This window comes from Cellulosimicrobium sp. AB352, from assembly GCF_049538415.1.
GTDB classification, from domain to species: domain Bacteria; phylum Actinomycetota; class Actinomycetes; order Actinomycetales; family Cellulomonadaceae; genus Cellulosimicrobium; species Cellulosimicrobium funkei.
Genome location: NZ_JBMVFX010000024.1, coordinates 30,568 through 46,532, shown reverse-complemented (window position 1 = coordinate 46,532; position 15,965 = coordinate 30,568). Strand labels below are relative to the sequence as shown.

18 protein-coding genes are annotated in these 15,965 nt (G+C 74.4%); 6 read left to right on the top strand and 12 right to left on the bottom strand.

Going from position 1 to position 15,965, the window contains the following annotated elements; translation table 11 throughout:
* Positions 1 to 43: 43 nt before the first annotated feature.
* Complete coding sequence (locus ACPCUX_RS15945) at positions 44 to 514, top strand: META domain-containing protein (protein WP_170963617.1); 471 nt, start codon at positions 44 to 46, stop codon at positions 512 to 514.
* Between the two features lie 22 nt (positions 515 to 536).
* Here ACPCUX_RS15945 and ACPCUX_RS15940 read toward each other — a convergent pair whose 3' ends face one another.
* From ACPCUX_RS15940 to ACPCUX_RS15915, 6 genes are all read right to left on the bottom strand, one after another.
* Entirely contained in the window at positions 537 to 680 is a 144-nt protein-coding gene (locus ACPCUX_RS15940; protein WP_415297482.1) for a type II toxin-antitoxin system RelE family toxin, read from the bottom strand.
* Between the two features lie 125 nt (positions 681 to 805).
* A complete protein-coding gene (locus ACPCUX_RS15935) occupies positions 806 to 1,141 on the bottom strand; it encodes a type II toxin-antitoxin system Phd/YefM family antitoxin (RefSeq protein WP_415297481.1) in 336 nt (111 codons plus the stop codon).
* A 20-nt stretch (positions 1,142 to 1,161) separates the two neighbouring features.
* Positions 1,162 to 1,434 carry a hypothetical protein gene (locus ACPCUX_RS15930; protein ID WP_423389148.1) on the bottom strand — a complete coding sequence of 91 codons (273 nt, stop codon included), beginning with the start codon at positions 1,432 to 1,434 and terminating at the stop codon, positions 1,162 to 1,164.
* A 252-nt stretch (positions 1,435 to 1,686) separates the two neighbouring features.
* Positions 1,687 to 2,148 (bottom strand): hypothetical protein, encoded by a 462-nt coding sequence (locus tag ACPCUX_RS15925; protein ID WP_423389147.1) that lies wholly within the window; start codon positions 2,146 to 2,148, stop codon positions 1,687 to 1,689.
* A gap of 18 nt (positions 2,149 to 2,166) precedes the next feature.
* Positions 2,167 to 2,433, bottom strand: coding sequence for a YbdD/YjiX family protein (locus ACPCUX_RS15920; RefSeq protein WP_415297478.1), 267 nt, complete (start codon positions 2,431 to 2,433; stop codon positions 2,167 to 2,169).
* The gene (locus ACPCUX_RS15915) at positions 2,430 to 4,727 is read right to left on the bottom strand and encodes a carbon starvation CstA family protein (RefSeq protein WP_423389146.1); all 2,298 of its coding nucleotides are present in this window, start codon (positions 4,725 to 4,727) and stop codon (positions 2,430 to 2,432) included. The genes ACPCUX_RS15920 and ACPCUX_RS15915 overlap by 4 nt, the downstream gene beginning before the upstream one ends.
* A gap of 169 nt (positions 4,728 to 4,896) precedes the next feature.
* Here ACPCUX_RS15915 and ACPCUX_RS15910 point away from each other — a divergent pair, with 169 nt between their 5' ends.
* A complete protein-coding gene (locus ACPCUX_RS15910; RefSeq protein WP_423389145.1) occupies positions 4,897 to 5,478 on the top strand; it encodes a GNAT family N-acetyltransferase in 582 nt (193 codons plus the stop codon).
* Here the strand turns inward: ACPCUX_RS15910 and ACPCUX_RS15905 are convergent.
* From ACPCUX_RS15905 to ACPCUX_RS15895, 3 genes are read right to left on the bottom strand one after another with little or no spacing between them, the layout of a single operon-like run.
* Positions 5,438 to 6,040: a TetR/AcrR family transcriptional regulator gene (locus ACPCUX_RS15905; protein WP_085387039.1), complete on the bottom strand. Its 603-nt coding sequence runs from the start codon at positions 6,038 to 6,040 to the stop codon at positions 5,438 to 5,440. The two genes, ACPCUX_RS15910 and ACPCUX_RS15905, sit on opposite strands and share 41 nt — an antisense overlap.
* Before the next feature lie 3 nt (positions 6,041 to 6,043).
* Positions 6,044 to 6,631 carry a sugar O-acetyltransferase gene (locus tag ACPCUX_RS15900; RefSeq protein ID WP_061268962.1) on the bottom strand — a complete coding sequence of 196 codons (588 nt, stop codon included), beginning with the start codon at positions 6,629 to 6,631 and terminating at the stop codon, positions 6,044 to 6,046.
* Positions 6,628 to 7,938, bottom strand: a complete 1,311-nt coding sequence (locus ACPCUX_RS15895) for an MFS transporter (RefSeq protein WP_423389144.1) — start codon at positions 7,936 to 7,938, stop codon at positions 6,628 to 6,630. The genes ACPCUX_RS15900 and ACPCUX_RS15895 overlap by 4 nt, the downstream gene beginning before the upstream one ends.
* A gap of 82 nt (positions 7,939 to 8,020) precedes the next feature.
* On the opposite strand from ACPCUX_RS15895, the gene ACPCUX_RS15890 reads away from it, so the two are divergent.
* Positions 8,021 to 9,292, top strand: a complete 1,272-nt coding sequence (locus tag ACPCUX_RS15890; protein ID WP_114553626.1) for an NYN domain-containing protein — start codon at positions 8,021 to 8,023, stop codon at positions 9,290 to 9,292.
* A gap of 70 nt (positions 9,293 to 9,362) precedes the next feature.
* On the opposite strand, the gene ACPCUX_RS15885 is transcribed toward ACPCUX_RS15890, so the two are convergent.
* A complete protein-coding gene (locus ACPCUX_RS15885) occupies positions 9,363 to 10,205 on the bottom strand; it encodes an alpha/beta fold hydrolase (protein WP_423389143.1) in 843 nt (280 codons plus the stop codon).
* Between the two features lie 110 nt (positions 10,206 to 10,315).
* On the opposite strand from ACPCUX_RS15885, the gene ACPCUX_RS15880 reads away from it, so the two are divergent.
* Together ACPCUX_RS15880 and ACPCUX_RS15875 are read left to right on the top strand one after the other, a co-directional pair.
* Positions 10,316 to 10,885: a TetR/AcrR family transcriptional regulator gene (locus tag ACPCUX_RS15880; protein ID WP_085387043.1), complete on the top strand. Its 570-nt coding sequence runs from the start codon at positions 10,316 to 10,318 to the stop codon at positions 10,883 to 10,885.
* Positions 10,886 to 11,120: 235 nt separating this feature from the next.
* Complete coding sequence (locus tag ACPCUX_RS15875; RefSeq protein WP_085387044.1) at positions 11,121 to 12,440, top strand: glycoside hydrolase family 16 protein; 1,320 nt, start codon at positions 11,121 to 11,123, stop codon at positions 12,438 to 12,440.
* A gap of 60 nt (positions 12,441 to 12,500) precedes the next feature.
* Here ACPCUX_RS15875 and ACPCUX_RS15870 read toward each other — a convergent pair whose 3' ends face one another.
* Positions 12,501 to 13,823: a cation:proton antiporter gene (locus ACPCUX_RS15870; protein WP_415297474.1), complete on the bottom strand. Its 1,323-nt coding sequence runs from the start codon at positions 13,821 to 13,823 to the stop codon at positions 12,501 to 12,503.
* Positions 13,824 to 13,964: 141 nt separating this feature from the next.
* Between ACPCUX_RS15870 and ACPCUX_RS15865 the strand changes: the two genes are divergently transcribed.
* Positions 13,965 to 15,341 carry an 8-oxoguanine deaminase gene (locus tag ACPCUX_RS15865; protein WP_043658049.1) on the top strand — a complete coding sequence of 459 codons (1,377 nt, stop codon included), beginning with the start codon at positions 13,965 to 13,967 and terminating at the stop codon, positions 15,339 to 15,341.
* Between the two features lie 51 nt (positions 15,342 to 15,392).
* On the opposite strand, the gene ACPCUX_RS15860 is transcribed toward ACPCUX_RS15865, so the two are convergent.
* On the bottom strand, positions 15,393 to 15,887 hold the full coding sequence (locus ACPCUX_RS15860; protein ID WP_423389142.1) for a GNAT family N-acetyltransferase: 495 nt from the start codon (positions 15,885 to 15,887) through the stop codon (positions 15,393 to 15,395).
* Positions 15,888 to 15,965: the final 78 nt, after the last annotated feature.

The window sequence follows — 15,965 nt, the reverse complement described above, 5'->3', positions numbered from 1 at the left end:
CCGGGCGGTGCAAGGTTCGCCCACCGGGAGACACGATCGAGACATGACCCGACGACGTCCCCCGCGCAGGACGACTGCCCTCCCGGTGCTCGCCGTGGCGCTCCTCGCCTCGTGCGCCGGACCGGGCGCCGACGCGCCCCTCCGCCCGGGGGAGACGGCCGGGCCGGCGCCGACGACGGCCCCACCCTTGCCCGACGGCACGGCGCCCGCCACCGCGGGCGACCTGGTCGGCCGCTGGCAGCCCGGCACCGACTATGCGACCGACCCGCACGTCGTCCTCGCGGAGGACGGCTCGTGGACCGGGACCGACGGGTGCAACGTCGCGGACGGCACCTGGCGAGTCGGCGCCGAGGGGCGCCTGGTCGTCACCTCGGGCGGGCACACCGAGATCGGCTGCGAGGGCGAGCCGGTGCCGGATCTCCTGGCCCGCTCCTCCCGCGCCGGGTTCGACGGTGCCGTGCTCGTGCTGGTCGACCACGACGGCGTCGAGCTCGCGCGGCTGGAACGGGGCTGACTCTCGTACCGCCCGTCCTGGGCTACCGGTAGGCGTCGGCCCGGTAGGCCATCCGCATCACGGTGACCAGACGCTGGTCGTCGTCGATGCGGACCAGGACGCGGAACCCGATCCCGACGTACCCGGCGCGCTGGCCGGCGAGCTCGGCCCCGAGCGCCTTCGTCACCCGGTAGGGGTTCGACGCGAGTGGTTGTCGCAGAAGTGAATCACGGCATCGGCAGGCGTGGCGGGAGCGGGTGGAGCGTGCGGCCGGTGGGCTCACGCGCACCTCTCACCGACCATCGGCGTCGGTCACCGACGCGAGGCCAGCTGCTCGCGCACCTCGGCGAGGCGCAGGCTGCGGCCCCGCGCCACCGCCCCCTCGGCCTCGGCCATCTCGGCCGCGTGGTCAGGGTCGGACAGCCATGCCAGAGCCTCCATGAGCGTCGCGAGGTCTTCCGACGCGATCAGCACCGCCGCCGCCTTCCCGTGACGGGTGATCGTCACCGGTTGGTGGGTGCTCTCCACCTCGTCGACCAGGGCGGAGAGGTTGGTCGTCGCTTTGCTCAGGGGGTATGTCCGCACCCCTGGATTCTCGGTGATCTGCCGACTCGACGTCTCGCCCGAGAGCGAGACGGGGATCGTCATGCCCGGGTAGGTAAGGGTGCTCAGGAGCCGCGGAACAGGCGCTTGCGCGACCGCGGGTGGCCGGGGGAGCCGGCCGGCAGGTCGTAGGCGCTCGTCCACACCGGGACGTCGTCGGGCGGGAGCGCACCGGCGCGGACCGCGGCCTCGTGCAGGTGCCGCGCGACGGCGCCGAAGCTCTCGCGGCACGAGAGCTGGCCCTCGACCAGGGAGAGCGTGACGACGGTGCGGTGCGCGGCGCCGTCGGGCTGGACCGTAGCGACGCCCCGCCCGTGCGAGAAAGAACGCCGCCGCACGCGGGGTGACGAGGCGGAGCACGTCGAGGTCGTCGAGGAAGAACGCGCGGGCCGCGCCCCCGACCTCCCACAACGACGCGCCCTCGCGGTGCGCGACGTCGGACGCCCGGCGCTTCCAGCGCAGCGCGCCGAACGCGGCGGCGACCCACCTGGCCGCCGTCACGGGGTCGGTGGCGAGCACGAGGGTGCACGCGGAGAACGTGCCCCGCGGCGGGTCGGACGTGATGCGGGCGGGAGGGCGGGCCACGCCCGTCACCGTGGCCCGCGGAGGTCGGGCCCCTCGCCGAGGGCGGCGAGCGCCCGCAGTAGGACGTCGTGACCGGACCGTGCGGCCCCGGGCAGCCAGGCGGCGAAGACCGCGCCGAAGGCGAGGGGGAGGAGCGCGACGAGCCACGCGACCCCGTTCTGGTAGACGGCGCCGAGCGTCGCGATCCCGGCGGCTGCGGCGAGCCAGATCGCCACCAGCACGAGGTCCAGCCCGCTCGGGGCGACCGTCCCGCGCACGCGGACGCCGTCGGGCTCCTCGGTGAGCCGGGCGCGCAGCACGCTGTGCCCGCTCGCGTGCGCGCCGGGGGCCCAGCGGCGGGCGACGAGCACGTCGTCGCGCACGCGGACCCGGACCTCCTGCCCGCGGCGGGGCAGCTCCGCGGCGCGCTGCCGGACGTCGGCGACGGAGACCCGCGGCAGGAGCAGGTCGAGGGGGACGCGGAGCACGGCGCCGAGCCTAGGCCGTCAGCAGCAGCGCGACCCCGGGTTGGCGTCCTGCTCGGCGTGCCGCATGCGCCAGAACTCGCGCTCGGTCATGACGACGCCCCCAGGGTGCACCGCGCGCTGGTGCGCGGCGTAGGTCGCGTACGCGTCGTCGCCCATCACCTGCCGCACGTACCAGCGGACGTGGGCCGCGCCGTCGTGCACGCGGGCCGCCGCGGTGCGGAGCCCCGCCACGACGGTCGCACGGACCGTCGTGGCGGGACCCTGCGTCCCGTGCCGCACCGTCACCGGTGCCCCGTCGCGGCAGGGCGCTTCTCGGGCGGCAGCGCCGCCCACTCCTTCTGGATCGCCTTCTCGGCCTTCGTCGCGAACAGGTCGGCCGGGGCGAACCGGCGCGACGCGACGGGCGGGTCCTCGTGGTTGGCGCCGCCGCCGTCGCGCAGCGCCTTCGCGGTCACGAGGACCGACGCGACGATGACGACGATCGCGAGGACGACGAACACGATCGAGAGCGTGCCCTGGACGAACGTGTTGCGGACGACCGCCTCCATCGCCTCGACCGAGCCGGCGGTGCCGAACGACGTCTCGCCGGCGGCGAGCGCGTCCTTGAACGCGTTGTGGTTGGCCCAGTACCCGACCGCGGGGACGGGGGAGAAGATCTTCTCGATCGACGCCCAGATGGTGATGACCGCGGTGAACGCGAGCGGCGCCGCCACGATCCACAGCCAGCGCTGGTAGCTGCGCCCGCGCTTGGCGACGATCGCCAGCACGACGGCGAGCGCGATGGCCGCGAGGAGCTGGTTCGCGATGCCGAACAGCGGGAAGAACGTGTTGATCCCGCCGAGGGGGTCGGTCACGCCGAGGTAGAGGATGCTGCCCCACCCGGCGACCATGATCGCGGTGCACAACCACACGCCCGGCCGCCACGTGACGTCGCGGAACTTCGGCGACACGTTGCCGAGGGTGTCCTGGAGCATGAATCGCGCGACGCGCGTGCCGGCGTCGACGGCGGTGAGGATGAACAGCGCCTCGAACATGATGGCGAAGTGGTACCAGAAGCCCATCATCGCGGTGCCGCCCACGAGCTGCTGCATGATGTGCGCGAGGCCGAGCGCGAGCGTCGGGGCGCCGCCCGTCCGGGACACGATCGACGGCTCCCCGACGGCCTCCGCGGTCGACGTGAGCATGTCCGGCGTGAGGTTGACGCCCATGAGGCCGAGCCCGTTGACGAACGCGACCGCGCCCTCGACCGTGCCGCCCGTGGCGGCGGCGGACGAGTTCATCGCGAAGTAGATGCCGCGGTCGATGGAGATCGCGGCGACGAGCGCCATGATCGCGACGAACGACTCCATGAGCATGCCGCCGTAGCCGATGAAGCGCGTCTGGCGCTCCTTCTCGACGAGCTTCGGCGTCGTGCCCGACGCGATGAGCGCGTGGAAGCCGGACAGCGCGCCGCACGCGATCGTGACGAAGAGGAACGGGAACAACGCCCCGGACACGACCGGGCCCGTCTCGCCGCTCGCGAACTCGCTGATCGCGGGCACCGTGATCTCGGGCCGCACGACGATCACCGCGACCGCGAGGACGACGATGACGCCGACCTTCATGAACGTCGAGAGGTAGTCGCGGGGCGCGAGCAGGAGCCACACGGGCAGGACGGCGGCGACGAAGCCGTACACGATGACGCCGACCGCGATGGTCGTGCGGTCGAGGTGGAAGAGCTCGGCGCCCCACGCGGTGTCCGCGATCCAGCCGCCGCCGACGATCGCGGCGAGCAGCAGCACGAAGCCGATGACCGAGACCTCGGTGATCTTCCCGGGCCGGATGTACCGCAGGTACACGCCCATGAACAGCGCGATGGGGATCGTCATCGACACGGAGAACACGCCCCACGGGCTCTCGCCGAGCGCGTTGACGACGACGAGCGCGAGGATCGCGACGATGATGATCATGATGAGCAGCGACGCGACGATCGCGGCGGTGCCGCCCACGCGGCCGAGCTCCTGGCGCGCCATCTGGCCGATGGTCCGCCCGCCGCGGCGCATGGAGAAGAACAGGACGAGGTAGTCCTGCACCGCGCCGGCGAGCACGACGCCGACGATGATCCAGATCGTGCCGGGCAGGTAGCCCATCTGCGCGGCGAGCACGGGACCGACGAGCGGGCCCGCGCCGGCGATCGCGGCGAAGTGGTGACCGAACAGCACGTGCCGGTCGGTCGGGACGTAGTCCTTGCCGTCCTCGCGGGCCTCGGCGGGCGTGGCGCGGCGGTCGTCGGGGCGCGTGATGTAGCGCTCGATGACCTTGGAGTAGAAGCGGTACCCGATGAGGTACGTGCACACGGCGGCGAACACGAACCAGATCGCGTTCACGGTCTCGCCGCGGACGACCGCGAGCATGACCCACGCGATGCCGCCGAGCAGCGAGATCGCGGCCCACAGGGCGATCTTCTGCGGCGTCCAGCGGGTGCGCGTCTGTGCCCCGGGAAGCTCCTCGGGCACCGCGGTGGGGGGCAGGGACGGGTTCGGCGCGATCTCCGGGTCGTCGTCCGCGGCGTTCCGCGCCGCGCGGGTGTCTGTCGTCATCGAGCCTCTCCAGGGTCGCGTCGTTGCGGTCCGACCACGGAAGGCTAGGAACCGCGGCGGACCGTGATCCACGTCACGGCGGCGGGCGGTCGAGGTGTGCGACGAACGGTGGTCGGTGTGCGACGAACGGCGCGGGAAGAAGGTTGCGCGCGCCTCGTAGCCTGGGGCGGTGCAGACGCTGACGACGCCCCGACTGACCCTCCGCCCCTGGCAGCCCGACGACGCCGACGCCGTCCTCGACATCTACTCCCGCTGGGACGTGATGCGGTACGTCGGGACGACGCCGCGCGTCCTGGAGCACCGGGACGAGGCGCTCGCGCGCGTCGCCGCGTGGGCCGAGGTCGACGACGGCACGCACGGCGTCTGGGCGGTCGTCCCGCGCGAGGACGACGGCGCCGGTCTGCCCGACGGCGCGCCCGTGGGGACCATCCTGCTCAAGTCGATCCCGGCGTCGGGCACGGGCGACCCGCTGCAGCCGTCCGGCGACACGGAGATCGGGTGGCACTTCCACCCCACCGCGTGGGGCCGCGGGTATGCGTCGGAGGCGGCCTCGGCCGTCCTCGCGCACGCGTTCGCGCGGGGCCTCGACCGGGTCGTCGCCGTGACGCACCCCGACAACGCGGCGTCCCAGGCGGTGTGCCGACGGATCGGCATGACCCCCCGCGGCAGGACCGACGCGTACTACGGCGTGACGTGCGAGCTGTTCGACGTCACCGCGGCGGAGGGGGCACGGGCGGCCCGACCCGCGTGAGGCGGCGGACCGCACCGAGGACGTCGACGTCGTCGTGCGGCTCGGTGTCGAGCGCGCGGTGGATCGTCATGCCCTCGATGAACGCGTCGAGCACGCGGCATGTCGCGGGGTCGAAGTGGCGGCCCAGCGCGGCGCGGCTGCGACGCATCCAGTCGTTGGTGAGCGTCCGGTAGGCCGGGTCCCGCGCCGCGAGCGTGTAGAGCTCGTGCGACAGGACGAGGTCGCGCTGCGTCGCGAAGACGTCGTGCGTGATGAGCGTCGTGACGGCCTGGACGGCCTCCTCGGGCGTGCGCGCGTCGCCCATGCGGCGCTCGAACTGCGCGGCGGCCTCGCGCGTGAACCGGCCGAACGCCTCGCGCAGCAGGTCGTCCATCCCGGCGAAGTGGTACGTCATGGAGCCGAGCGGGACGTCGGCCGCCGCCGCGACGCGCCGGTGCGAGGTCCCTTCGACCCCGTGCTCCGCGATCACGTCGAGGCACGCGTCGATGATGCGGTCGCGGCGCTCCGGGTCGTGGCGGCGCGCGCGGCCCGTCGGGCCGGGAGGCGCGGGGGTCTCGGTCACGGGTCAGATGTTCTCGCGGATCACGCGCGCCGGGTTGCCGACGGCCACGACGTTCGCGGGCAGGTCGCGCGTGACGACGGACCCCGCGCCCACGACGGTGTTGTCGCCGATCGTCACGCCCGGGCACACGATGACGCCGCCGCCGAGCCACACGTTGTCGCCGAGCGTGATGGGCTCGGCGGCCTCGAGCTTGTCGCGCCGCGGCTGGGGGTCGACGGGGTGCGTGGGGGTGAGGAGCTGGACGTTCGGCCCGAGGAGGCAGTCGTCGCCGATGGTGATCGCCGCGACGTCGAGCGCGGTGAGCCCGGAGTTGACGAACGTCCGGTCGCCGAGGTGCACGTTGCTGCCGAAGTCCACCGCGAGCGGGGGCTTCACCGACGCGCCCTCGCCGAGCGAGCCGAGCAGGTCCGTGAGGATCGCGCGGGCGCCGTCGTCGTCGCCGTCGAGCACCGCCCGGTGGTAGGCGTCGACGAGGCGCAGGCCGCGCTGGACGCCGCGCGCGATCTCCGGGTCGTCGGCGACGTACAGGTCGCCCGCCGCCATGCGCTCGTAGCTGGTGCGGTCGTCGCCGGCGAAGTAGTCGGTGGTCATGCGCTGGTCTCCTGGGACTCGAGGGTGCGGTCGTGCGGGGCGGGGTGGTGCGGCGAGGTGGTGGCGCGGCGCGGTGCGAGGACGCCGGCGAGCAGCACGACGACGACGCCCGCGAGCGGGAGCACGAGCAGGCCGGTCCGCAGGCTCGTGGCGTCGGCGACGAGCCCGACGATCGGCGGCGACAGGAGGAACCCGAGCCGCATGAGCCACGAGACGAGCGTGAGGCCCGTGCCCGCGCGCAGCCCGGGGAGCTCGTCCGCCTGCTGCATCGCGGCCGGGACGAGGGTCGCGACACCGAACCCGGCGGCGGCGAACCCGGCGATCGTGCCGGGCACGGAGGGGAACGCGAGCGCGAGGCCCGTGCCGAGCGCGACGAGCGCACCCCCGGTCCGGGCGACGGCGCGCTGACCGAAGCGGTCCACGAGGCGGTCCCCGACGAGGCGCCCGACGAACTGGGCGCCGACGAGCGCGACGAAGCCGGCGGCGGCGAGCGTCGCGGGGGCGCCGAGCGACCCGGACAGGTAGACCGCGGCCCACGTGCTGCCCGCGTCCTCGACGAGGGTGCCCGCGACGGCGACGAGCACGAGCGCGGCGAGGACGGCGGCCGTGCGGCCCCGGGACGCGCGCGCGAGTGCTGCGCCGGTCCCTGCGGGTTCCGCGCCTGCCGGGGCACCGGCCGGGGTCGCGGCGGCCTCCGCCGCGACGGCGTCGGGCGCCTCGCCGTCGAGCCCGGGCAGGCACCAGCGCAGCGCGACGAGCGCGACCACCGCGAAGAGCGCGCCCGTGATCGCGAGGTGGACGCCGAGGGGCAGGCCGAGCGCGATGGCGGCGGCCGCCATCCCGCCGCCCACGACGGCGCCGACCGACCACAGCGCATGGAAGCCGTTGATGATCGAGCGGCCGTACCGGCGCTGCACGCGCAAGCCGTGCGCGTTCTGCGCGACGTCGGTGAACGCGTCCATCGCCCCCGCCGCGAACAGCGCGACGACGAGCAGCGGCAGGGCGGGCGCCAGGCCCGCGAGCAGCAGCCCGGCCGCGGTGAGCACGGTGCCGGCGACGGCGACGCGCGCCGACCCGAACCGGCGGACGAGCGCCGCGGCGGCGAGCCCGGCGGTGATGGCCCCCGCGGGGAACGCCGCGACGGCGAGCCCGTACGTGGCGTTGCCCAGGTCGAGCCCGGCCTTGATCTCGGGGTACCGCGGCACGAGGTTCGCGAACAGCGCGCCGTTGGTGAGGAACAGCGCGGCGACGGCGACCCGCGCACGCCGGACGTCCGGCGCCGGGCCCGCGAGGATGGGGGGCGGCATGCGGACGATCGTACACACGATGTGTACGCCCGTACACATCCGCGCGGGGTCGGGGCCGTGGTCTGCGCCTAGGCTGGCGGGCATGGACACCGAGGAGCGACTGGCCGTCTTCATCGACTACGAGAACCTCGCGCTCGGGGCGCGCGAGCACCTGGGCGGCATGACGTTCGACTTCGGCCCGATCGCCGACGCGCTCGCCGTGCGCGGGCGCGTCGTCGTGCGGCGGGCGTACGCGGACTGGTCGTACTTCGACGAGGACCGTCGCTCGCTCACGCGGCACCAGGTCGAGCTCATCGAGATGCCCCAGCGCATGGGGGCGTCCCGCAAGAACGCCGCCGACATCAAGATGGTCGTCGACGCGATCGAGATGGCGTTCGAGCGCGACTACATCTCGACGTTCGTCATGTGCACGGGGGACAGCGACTTCTCCCCGCTCGTCCACAAGCTGCGCGAGCTGAACAAGCGCGTCATCGGCGTCGGCGTCGAGAAGTCGACGTCCCGCCTCCTGCCGCCCGCGTGCGACGAGTTCCTGTTCTACGACCGGCTCGAGGGTGTCGACGTCCCCGACGAGCCGGAGTCTCGCTCGGTCCGCGGTGGGCGCGCCGGGACGACGTCCGGTGGCGCGAAGGCGAAGCGCACCGGCGGCCGCACGTCCGGGCGCCGCAAGGCGACCGAGATCGCCGAGCCGGAGGTCGAGACCCCGGCCGCCGCGGCGCTCGCGGAGCTCGGCGAGGCCGTCGGGCGCTCGTCGCGCCGGGGCGAGCCCGTCGTGACCGAGAACGCCGAGGTCGACGGCGAGACGACGCCCGTCGAGCAGCCGGCCGACGAGCCCGCGCTCGTCGCGACGACCTCCGAGGCCGACGACGACGCGCCGTCGGGCGAGGACGTCCCCATGGAGGTGCGCGTCGCGCAGACCCTGGCCGACCTCGAGGCGTCCACGAGCGGTCCGGTCACCGCGTCGGTGCTCAAGCGCACGCTGCTGCGCAAGGACCCGACGTTCAGCGAGGCGGACTACGGGTTCCGCAACTTCGGCGAGTTCCTGCGGTTCCTCGCCGACCGGAGCTTCGTGGAGCTCGCGCCCGGCCCCGCGACGGGCGACCCGGAGGTGTCGCTGCCCGCGCAGGGCGACACGGACCAGGCGTTCGCGCTCGTGCGCGACGTGGTCCGTGAGGAGGGCGGCTCGACGGTCCTGTCCGGGCTGAAGAACGCGATCCGCAAGAAGCGCCCCGACTTCAGCGAGAAGGCGCTCGGGTACCGCGGGTTCCTGCAGTTCTGCAAGGCGGCGCAGGCCGCCGGCGCCGTCGACCTCGCCTGGGACGACGACGCCGACGACTACCGCGTGACGGTCGCCTGACGCTCACTCGGCCGTGGCGCCGGGCGCCGGGGACCACCCCGGCGCCCGGACCTGCCGACCGGCGTCGCGGTCAGCGCCCGACGAAGGCGAGCAGCGCCTCGTTGACCTCGGCCGCGTGCGTGACGAGCAGGCCGTGGGGAGCGCCATCGACCTCGACGTACTCGGCGTCCGGCACGAGCTGGCGGAAGCGGCGCCCGGTCGCGTCGATCGGCAGGATGTTGTCCTTCGTGCCGTGCAGGATCAGGGTCGGCTTGCCGGCGGCGCGGACGGCCTCGACGTCGGCGCGGAAGTCCTCGATCCAGGTCGGCACGACCGCGTACGCGGCGACGGGCGCGGAGCCGATCGCGGTGATCCAGCTCGCGTGCACGGCGTCCTCGCTGATGCGGGTCCCGAGGTTCTCGTCGAGGTTGTAGAAGTCCTTGTAGAACTGCGTGTACCAGGCGTAGCGGTCGGAGCGCGCGGCCTCGACGATGCCGTCGAACACGGACTGCGGGACGCCCTCCGGGTTGTCGTCGCGCTGGACGAGGAAGGGCTCGAGCGAGGCGAGGAACGCGAGCTTGGCGACGCGCTCGTGGCCGTGGTTCTTCACGTAGCGGGCGAGCTCGCCGGTGCCCATGGAGAAGCCGACGAGGATCACGTCGCGCAGGTCGAGCGTCTCGAGGACGGTGTCGAGGTCGGCTGCGAACGTGTCGTAGTCGTAGCCGCTGCCGACCTTGCTCGACGCGCCGAACCCGCGACGGTCGTAGGTGATGACGCGGTGGCCGGCGTCGAGCAGCTCGCGCTTCTGCAGCTCCCAGCTGTGGCCGTCGAGCGGGTAGCCGTGGATGAGGACGACCGGCTGCCCGGCGCCCTGGTCCTCGTAGTAGAGCTCGATGTCGGTGGAGTTCTCCTGCCCGACGGTGATGTACCCCATGGTCGTGCTCCCTTCGCGACGTCGGGAGAACGATCGTTCTCCCGTGAGTCGCTACACTAGAGAACGATGGTTCTCCGCGCAAGCGGTACGACGTGAACAGGAGATGAGCGATGCTCGACGACGCGAGCGCCCGCGCGGCCGTGGTGGCCGCGGCCGACCGGCTGTTCTACGCCCAGGGCGTGCAGTCCGTCGGGATGGACGCCGTCCGCGCCGAGGCCGGGGTGTCGCTCAAGCGCATCTACTCGCTCTTCCCGTCCAAGGACGACCTCGTCGTGGCCGTGCTGCGCCAGCGCACGCGCCGGTGGGACGAGGGGATCGCGCAGGCCGCCGCGGGAGCGGCCACGCCCCGCGACCGCCTGCTCGCGGTGTTCGACTTCCTCGACGCGTGGTTCCGCGAGGACGGCTTCCGCGGGTGCGCGTTCATCAACTCGTTCGGCGAGCTGGGCGCGACGTCGCCCGGCGTCGCCGCCGCGGTGCGCGAGCACAAGGAGTCGTTCCAGCGGTACGCGCGCGACGTCGTGCGCGAGGCGGGCCTGCCCGACGACGTCGCGCTCCAGGTCGTGCTGCTCGCCGAGGGCGCCCAGACGACGGCGGCTATCACGCAGGACCTCGACGTCGCGCGCCAGGCGCGCCGGGCGGCCGAGGCGATCCTCGACGCGGCGGTCCCTGCGACCGCCTGACGTCCCGGGGCGTTCCCGGGGCGGTCGGGCCGCCCGCGTGCCCGGGTGGCGGGGAAGCGAGATGGGAGCGATCCCACGACACGCCGAGAGAGCGCTTGCTCGGCGTGTTCGCGCCGCCGTAGGGTCGCGGACGGAGGGCCGAGGAACGGCCCCCGCCCGGTGCAGAGTCGCGCCGAGAGCATGTCCCGCACCGTGGCGAGACGCAGGCGGCACCGCCGCCGGACCTGGAGGAACGATGGACCTCGCACGTCACCGCTCCCTGACCCCGCCCACGACCCCACCCGGCACCTCTGTCGGGCCCCGACCCCGCGCCCGGCGGCGCCTCGCGGGTGCGCTCGTCGCCGCGCTCACGGCCGCCGCGGCGGCGCTCGCCGTCACCGTGCCCGCGACGTCGGCCGCCGCCGCACCCGGCGACCTCCTGTGGTCCGACGAGTTCGACGGCGCGGCGGGCTCGGCGCCGAACCCCGCCGTCTGGAACCACGAGACCGGCGCGCACGGGTGGGGCAACGCCGAGCTCCAGAACTACACGGCCTCGCGCGCCAACTCCGCGCTCGACGGCCAGGGCAACCTCGTCATCACCGCGCGCCGCGAGGGCGACGGGTCGTACACGTCGGCGCGCATGACGACCCAGGGGAAGTACCAGCCGCAGTACGGGCGCATCGAGGCGCGCATCCAGATCCCGCGGGGCCAGGGGATCTGGCCGGCGTTCTGGATGCTCGGCGGGAGCTTCCCCGGGACGCCGTGGCCGTCGTCGGGCGAGATCGACATCATGGAGAACGTCGGGTTCGAGCCGCACCGCGTGCACGGCACGGTGCACGGCCCGGGGTACTCCGGCGGCTCCGGCATCACGGGCATGTACCAGCACCCGCAGGGCTGGTCGTTCGCGGACACGTTCCACACGTTCGCGGTCGACTGGAAGCCGGGGGAGATCACGTGGTTCGTCGACGGCCAGCAGTTCCACCGCGTCACGCGCGCGAGCGTCGGCGCGAACGCCTGGGTGTTCGACCAGCCGTTCTTCCTCATCCTCAACGTCGCGGTCGGCGGGCAGTGGCCGGGCTACCCCGACGGCACGACCCAGCTCCCGCAGCAGATGAAGGTCGACTACGTGCGCGTCTACGACAACGGCTCGGGCTCGTCGAACCCGGGGAACCCCGGCACCGGCCTGCCCACGGGGACCGGCGCGGTGCGTGCCGCGAACGGCATGTGCATCGACGTCCCGTGGGCGGACCCGACCGACGGCAACCCGGTGCAGATCGTCACGTGCAGCGGCAACGCCGCGCAGACCTGGACGCGCGGCTCCGACGGGACCGTCCGCGCGCTCGGCAAGTGCCTCGACGTGCGCGACGGCTCGACGACGCGCGGCGCCGCCGTGCAGGTGTGGACGTGCAACGGGACCGGCGCGCAGAAGTGGGCGTACGACGCGGGGAGCAAGGCGCTGCGCAACCCGCAGTCCGGGCTCTGCCTCGACGCCACGGGCGGCGCGCCCCTGCACGACGGCCAGCGGCTGCAGACCTGGACGTGCAACGGCACCACCGCCCAGCAGTGGACGCTCTGACACCCGGCTGACCTGGCGACCGCGGCGACCGGCCGCGCGGGCGGGGCACCCCGGGGTGCGTCACCCGCGCGCGGTCGCCGCGTCGTCGGGCGGGTCGACGCGCGGGCCCGGCTCGCCCTGCTCGCCCGGTCCGGGCGGGCGGCCGCCCGGCTCGCGCGGCCCGAGCCTGCTCGCGACCATCGGCAGCACGATCACCGACAGCACGCCCGCGCCGACGAGCGCCGCCCCGACCTGCGACGTCATGGCGCCCTGCTCGACCGCGATCTCCGTGAGCGCGACGAGCAGCGGCAGCGCGGTCGCCGCGTAGAGCGCGGTCTGGACGCGCTCGACCGACGGCAGCTCGCGCCGGAACCACAGGAGCACCGGGCCGCCCCGCACGACCACCATGAGCGCGAAGAACGTCAGCGGCAGCAGCGGGGACGCGACGATGGAGTCGATGTCCAGGCCCATGCCGGAGCTCACGAAGAACACCGGCACGAACACGCCCCACGCGACCGCGTCGAGCTTCTTCTCCAGCGCCTCGACGTCGCCGGGCGCCCAGCGTCGCAGCACCATGCCGCCGACGAACGCGCCCAGCACCGCGTCGAAGCCCAGGCCCGCGGCGAGCGCGAGCAGCACGACGAGCAGCAGCACCGTGAGGCGCAGCGTGCTCTGGCCGGTCCCGTGCTCCGCCGCGCTGAAGAGGCGGTCGCCGCCGAGTGCCTTGAGGCGCCCCAGCCGGCCCGGCAGCGCGGACAGCGCGACCGCGACGACCGCGAACAGGACGAGCAGGATCGCCGCGACCCCGCTCTCGCGCGTCCCGAGCAGCACGGCCATGGCGACGATCGGGCCGAGCTCGCCCACCGCGCCGACCACGAGCACCGCACGGCCGAGCCGCGAGCCGAGCTGACCGCCGTCGCGCAGGATGGGGAGCACCACGCCGAGCGCCGTCGTCGTGAGCGCGATCGCCCCCGCCGCGACGGCGTGCGGCGAGTCGTGGCCCACGATCGCGAGGACGAGCACGGCGCCGACGACGAGCGACGTCAGCCACGCCGCTCCGGCCCGCCGACCGACGCGCTCGCGCAGGAGGCTCGGCTCGAGCTCGTACCCGGCCAGGAGGAAGAGGAAGCCCATGCCGAGGTCCGAGAGGAGCGTGACGTCGTCGGGCGTGGCGAGGTCGAGCGCGGACGGCCCGACGAGGATGCCGCCCAGCAGCAGCACGACGACCTGCGGGACGCGCGACCGCACGGGCATGAGGCCCGTGAGCAGCGGCGCCACCAGGGCGACGACGAACACCGGCACGAGCGGGGCGTAGACGTTCACGGACGGCTCCCGGTGGTCGGCGGCGGCGAGCACCAGGATGGCGCAGCGGCCGAGGTCGCGCGCGGGAAGCGGCGGGCGCATCTTGACGGCGGTCGCGGCCCGGCCTAGCGTCGGCCGGGCCGCGTGACGCGCGGCACCTGGATCGGCAGACAGGACCACTGAGCCGGCGCACCGTGGCGCCGGAGCCGCGCCCCGGTGAGCGATGAGCCACCAGGAGGCACCATGACCAGCACCGACGCAGCGACCAGGACGTGGGTCCGCGACCCGCTCGGCGTGTTCACCGCCGACGACTCCCCGGGCGCCCCGGACGCGCGCGGCGGCCTCGTCGTCGAGGGCGGGGTGATCGTCGAGCTCGTCGCGGCCGGCGCGCAGCCGTCCGCTCCCGTCGACGAGACGTTCGACGCGTCGCAGCACGTGCTCACGCCAGGCCTGATCAACACGCACCACCACTTCTACCAGACGCTCACGCGGGCCTGGGGGCCGGTCGCCGACGCCCCGCTCTTCCCCTGGCTGCAGCGCCTCTACCCGGTCTGGGCGCGCCTCACGCCGCGCGACCACGAGCTCGCGACGACCGTCGCCCTCGCCGAGCTCCTGCTCTCCGGCTGCACGACGGCGGCCGACCACCACTACGTGTTCCCGGACGGTCTCGACGACGCGATCGACCTCCAGGTCGCGGCGGTCCGGCGGCTCGGGATGCGCGCGACCCTCACGCGCGGCTCCATGACGCTCGGCCAGGACGACGGCGGCCTGCCGCCGCAGTCGGTCGTCCAGGACCTCGACACGATCCTCGCGGACTCGCGGCGGCTCGTGGACACGTACCACGAGCGGGGCGCCGGGGCGCAGGTGCAGATCGCGTTCGCGCCCTGCTCGCCGTTCTCCGTGACGACCGACGCGATGCGCGAGAGCGCGGCGCTCGCGGAGGAGCTCGACGTCCGCCTGCACACGCACCTCGCCGAGACGGTCGACGAGGAGGACTTCTGCCGCGAGCGCTTCGGGATGCGCACGGTCGACTACCTGGAGTCCGTCGGCTGGCTCACGGACCGCGCCTGGCTCGGCCACGGCATCCACCTCGACGACGACGAGGTGCGCCGCCTCGGGGCGGCGGGGACCGGCGTCGCGCACTGCCCGACGTCGAACATGCGCCTCGCGTCCGGCATCGCCCGGGCCGTGGAGCTGGAGGACGCGGGCGCGCCGGTCGGTCTCGGGGTCGACGGCTCGGCGTCGAACGACGCCTCGACGATGATCCTCGAGGCGCGCCAGGCGCTCTACCTCCAGCGCCTCCGGTACGGCGCGGACATCCCCGTGACCCGTGCGCTCGGCTGGGGGACGCGGGGCTCGGCGCGCGTGCTGGGGCGGGACGACGTCGGCGTGCTCGCGGTCGGCAAGCAGGCCGACCTCGCGCTGTGGCGGCTCGACGAGCTGCGCTTCTCGGGCGCCCACGACCCGGTCGCCGCGCTCCTGCTGTGCGGCGCCGACCGCGCGGACCGCGTCATGGTGGGCGGCGCGTGGCGCGTCGTCGACGGCGCGATCCCCGGGCTCGACCTCGGCGCCCTGGCGGCCGAGCACTCGGCGGCGGCCCGGCGCCTCGTCGCGGGGTGAGCCGCGGCCGGCGGGGACGGGTCGGGCCGACGCCCGGGCGTCCCCGCCGGCTCAGAGCTCGCGGTAGTAGTGGACGACGGGCAGGGCGGTGAAGCCGCTCGACTCGTACAGGGCGCGCACGGCGCCGTGGCCCGGGTCGCCGCCGGTCCAGACGTTGGCGTAGGCGCACCCGGCGTCGCGCATGAGCGCGAGGGCGGCCTCCACGAGCCGGCGGCCGATGCCGTCGCCCTGCACGTCGGGGTCGACGGCAATGATCTCCAGGTCGGCGGTGCGCGTGCCCTCCGGCGCGGGCTCGCCGAGCACCGTGGTGGCGAACCCGACGACCCGGCCGTCGCGCTCCGCGACGACCGTCGTCGCGGGGTGCTTCTCGCACGCGCCCCGCACCTCCGCCGCCTGGCTGCCGCGCCAGTCGGGGTAGGCGAGGTCGTAGAGGCGCTCCCCGAGGATCTCGCGCCAGGAGGCGAACGCGCCCTCCCACGCGCGCAGCGACAGCTCGACGACCGCGTCGAGGTCGGCGGGGCGGTAGGGGCGCAGGCTCGTGGTCACCGCTGGAGCGTAGGGAGCGCGCGCGACGTGGTGCCAGCGCTTTGCCGCACCGGACGCGCGGCCGTCGGGGTGCCCGCG

Excerpts from the sequence above, each read along its gene's own strand:
- ACPCUX_RS15870 (WP_415297474.1), bottom strand. The coding sequence starts at position 13,823 with ATGCGCCCGCCGCTTCCCGCGCGCGACCTCGGCCGCTGCGCCATCCTG.
- ACPCUX_RS15885 (WP_423389143.1), bottom strand. The coding sequence starts at position 10,205 with ATGGGGTACATCACCGTCGGGCAGGAGAACTCCACCGACATCGAGCTC.
- ACPCUX_RS15935 (WP_415297481.1), bottom strand. The coding sequence starts at position 1,141 with ATGACGATCCCCGTCTCGCTCTCGGGCGAGACGTCGAGTCGGCAGATC.
- ACPCUX_RS15900 (WP_061268962.1), bottom strand. The coding sequence starts at position 6,631 with ATGACCACCGACTACTTCGCCGGCGACGACCGCACCAGCTACGAGCGC.
- ACPCUX_RS15915 (WP_423389146.1), bottom strand. The coding sequence starts at position 4,727 with ATGACGACAGACACCCGCGCGGCGCGGAACGCCGCGGACGACGACCCG.
- ACPCUX_RS15875 (WP_085387044.1), top strand. The coding sequence starts at position 11,121 with ATGGACCTCGCACGTCACCGCTCCCTGACCCCGCCCACGACCCCACCC.
- ACPCUX_RS15945 (WP_170963617.1), top strand. The coding sequence starts at position 44 with ATGACCCGACGACGTCCCCCGCGCAGGACGACTGCCCTCCCGGTGCTC.
- ACPCUX_RS15865 (WP_043658049.1), top strand. The coding sequence starts at position 13,965 with ATGACCAGCACCGACGCAGCGACCAGGACGTGGGTCCGCGACCCGCTC.
- ACPCUX_RS15880 (WP_085387043.1), top strand. The coding sequence starts at position 10,316 with ATGCTCGACGACGCGAGCGCCCGCGCGGCCGTGGTGGCCGCGGCCGAC.
- ACPCUX_RS15895 (WP_423389144.1), bottom strand. The coding sequence starts at position 7,938 with ATGCCGCCCCCCATCCTCGCGGGCCCGGCGCCGGACGTCCGGCGTGCG.
- ACPCUX_RS15890 (WP_114553626.1), top strand. The coding sequence starts at position 8,021 with ATGGACACCGAGGAGCGACTGGCCGTCTTCATCGACTACGAGAACCTC.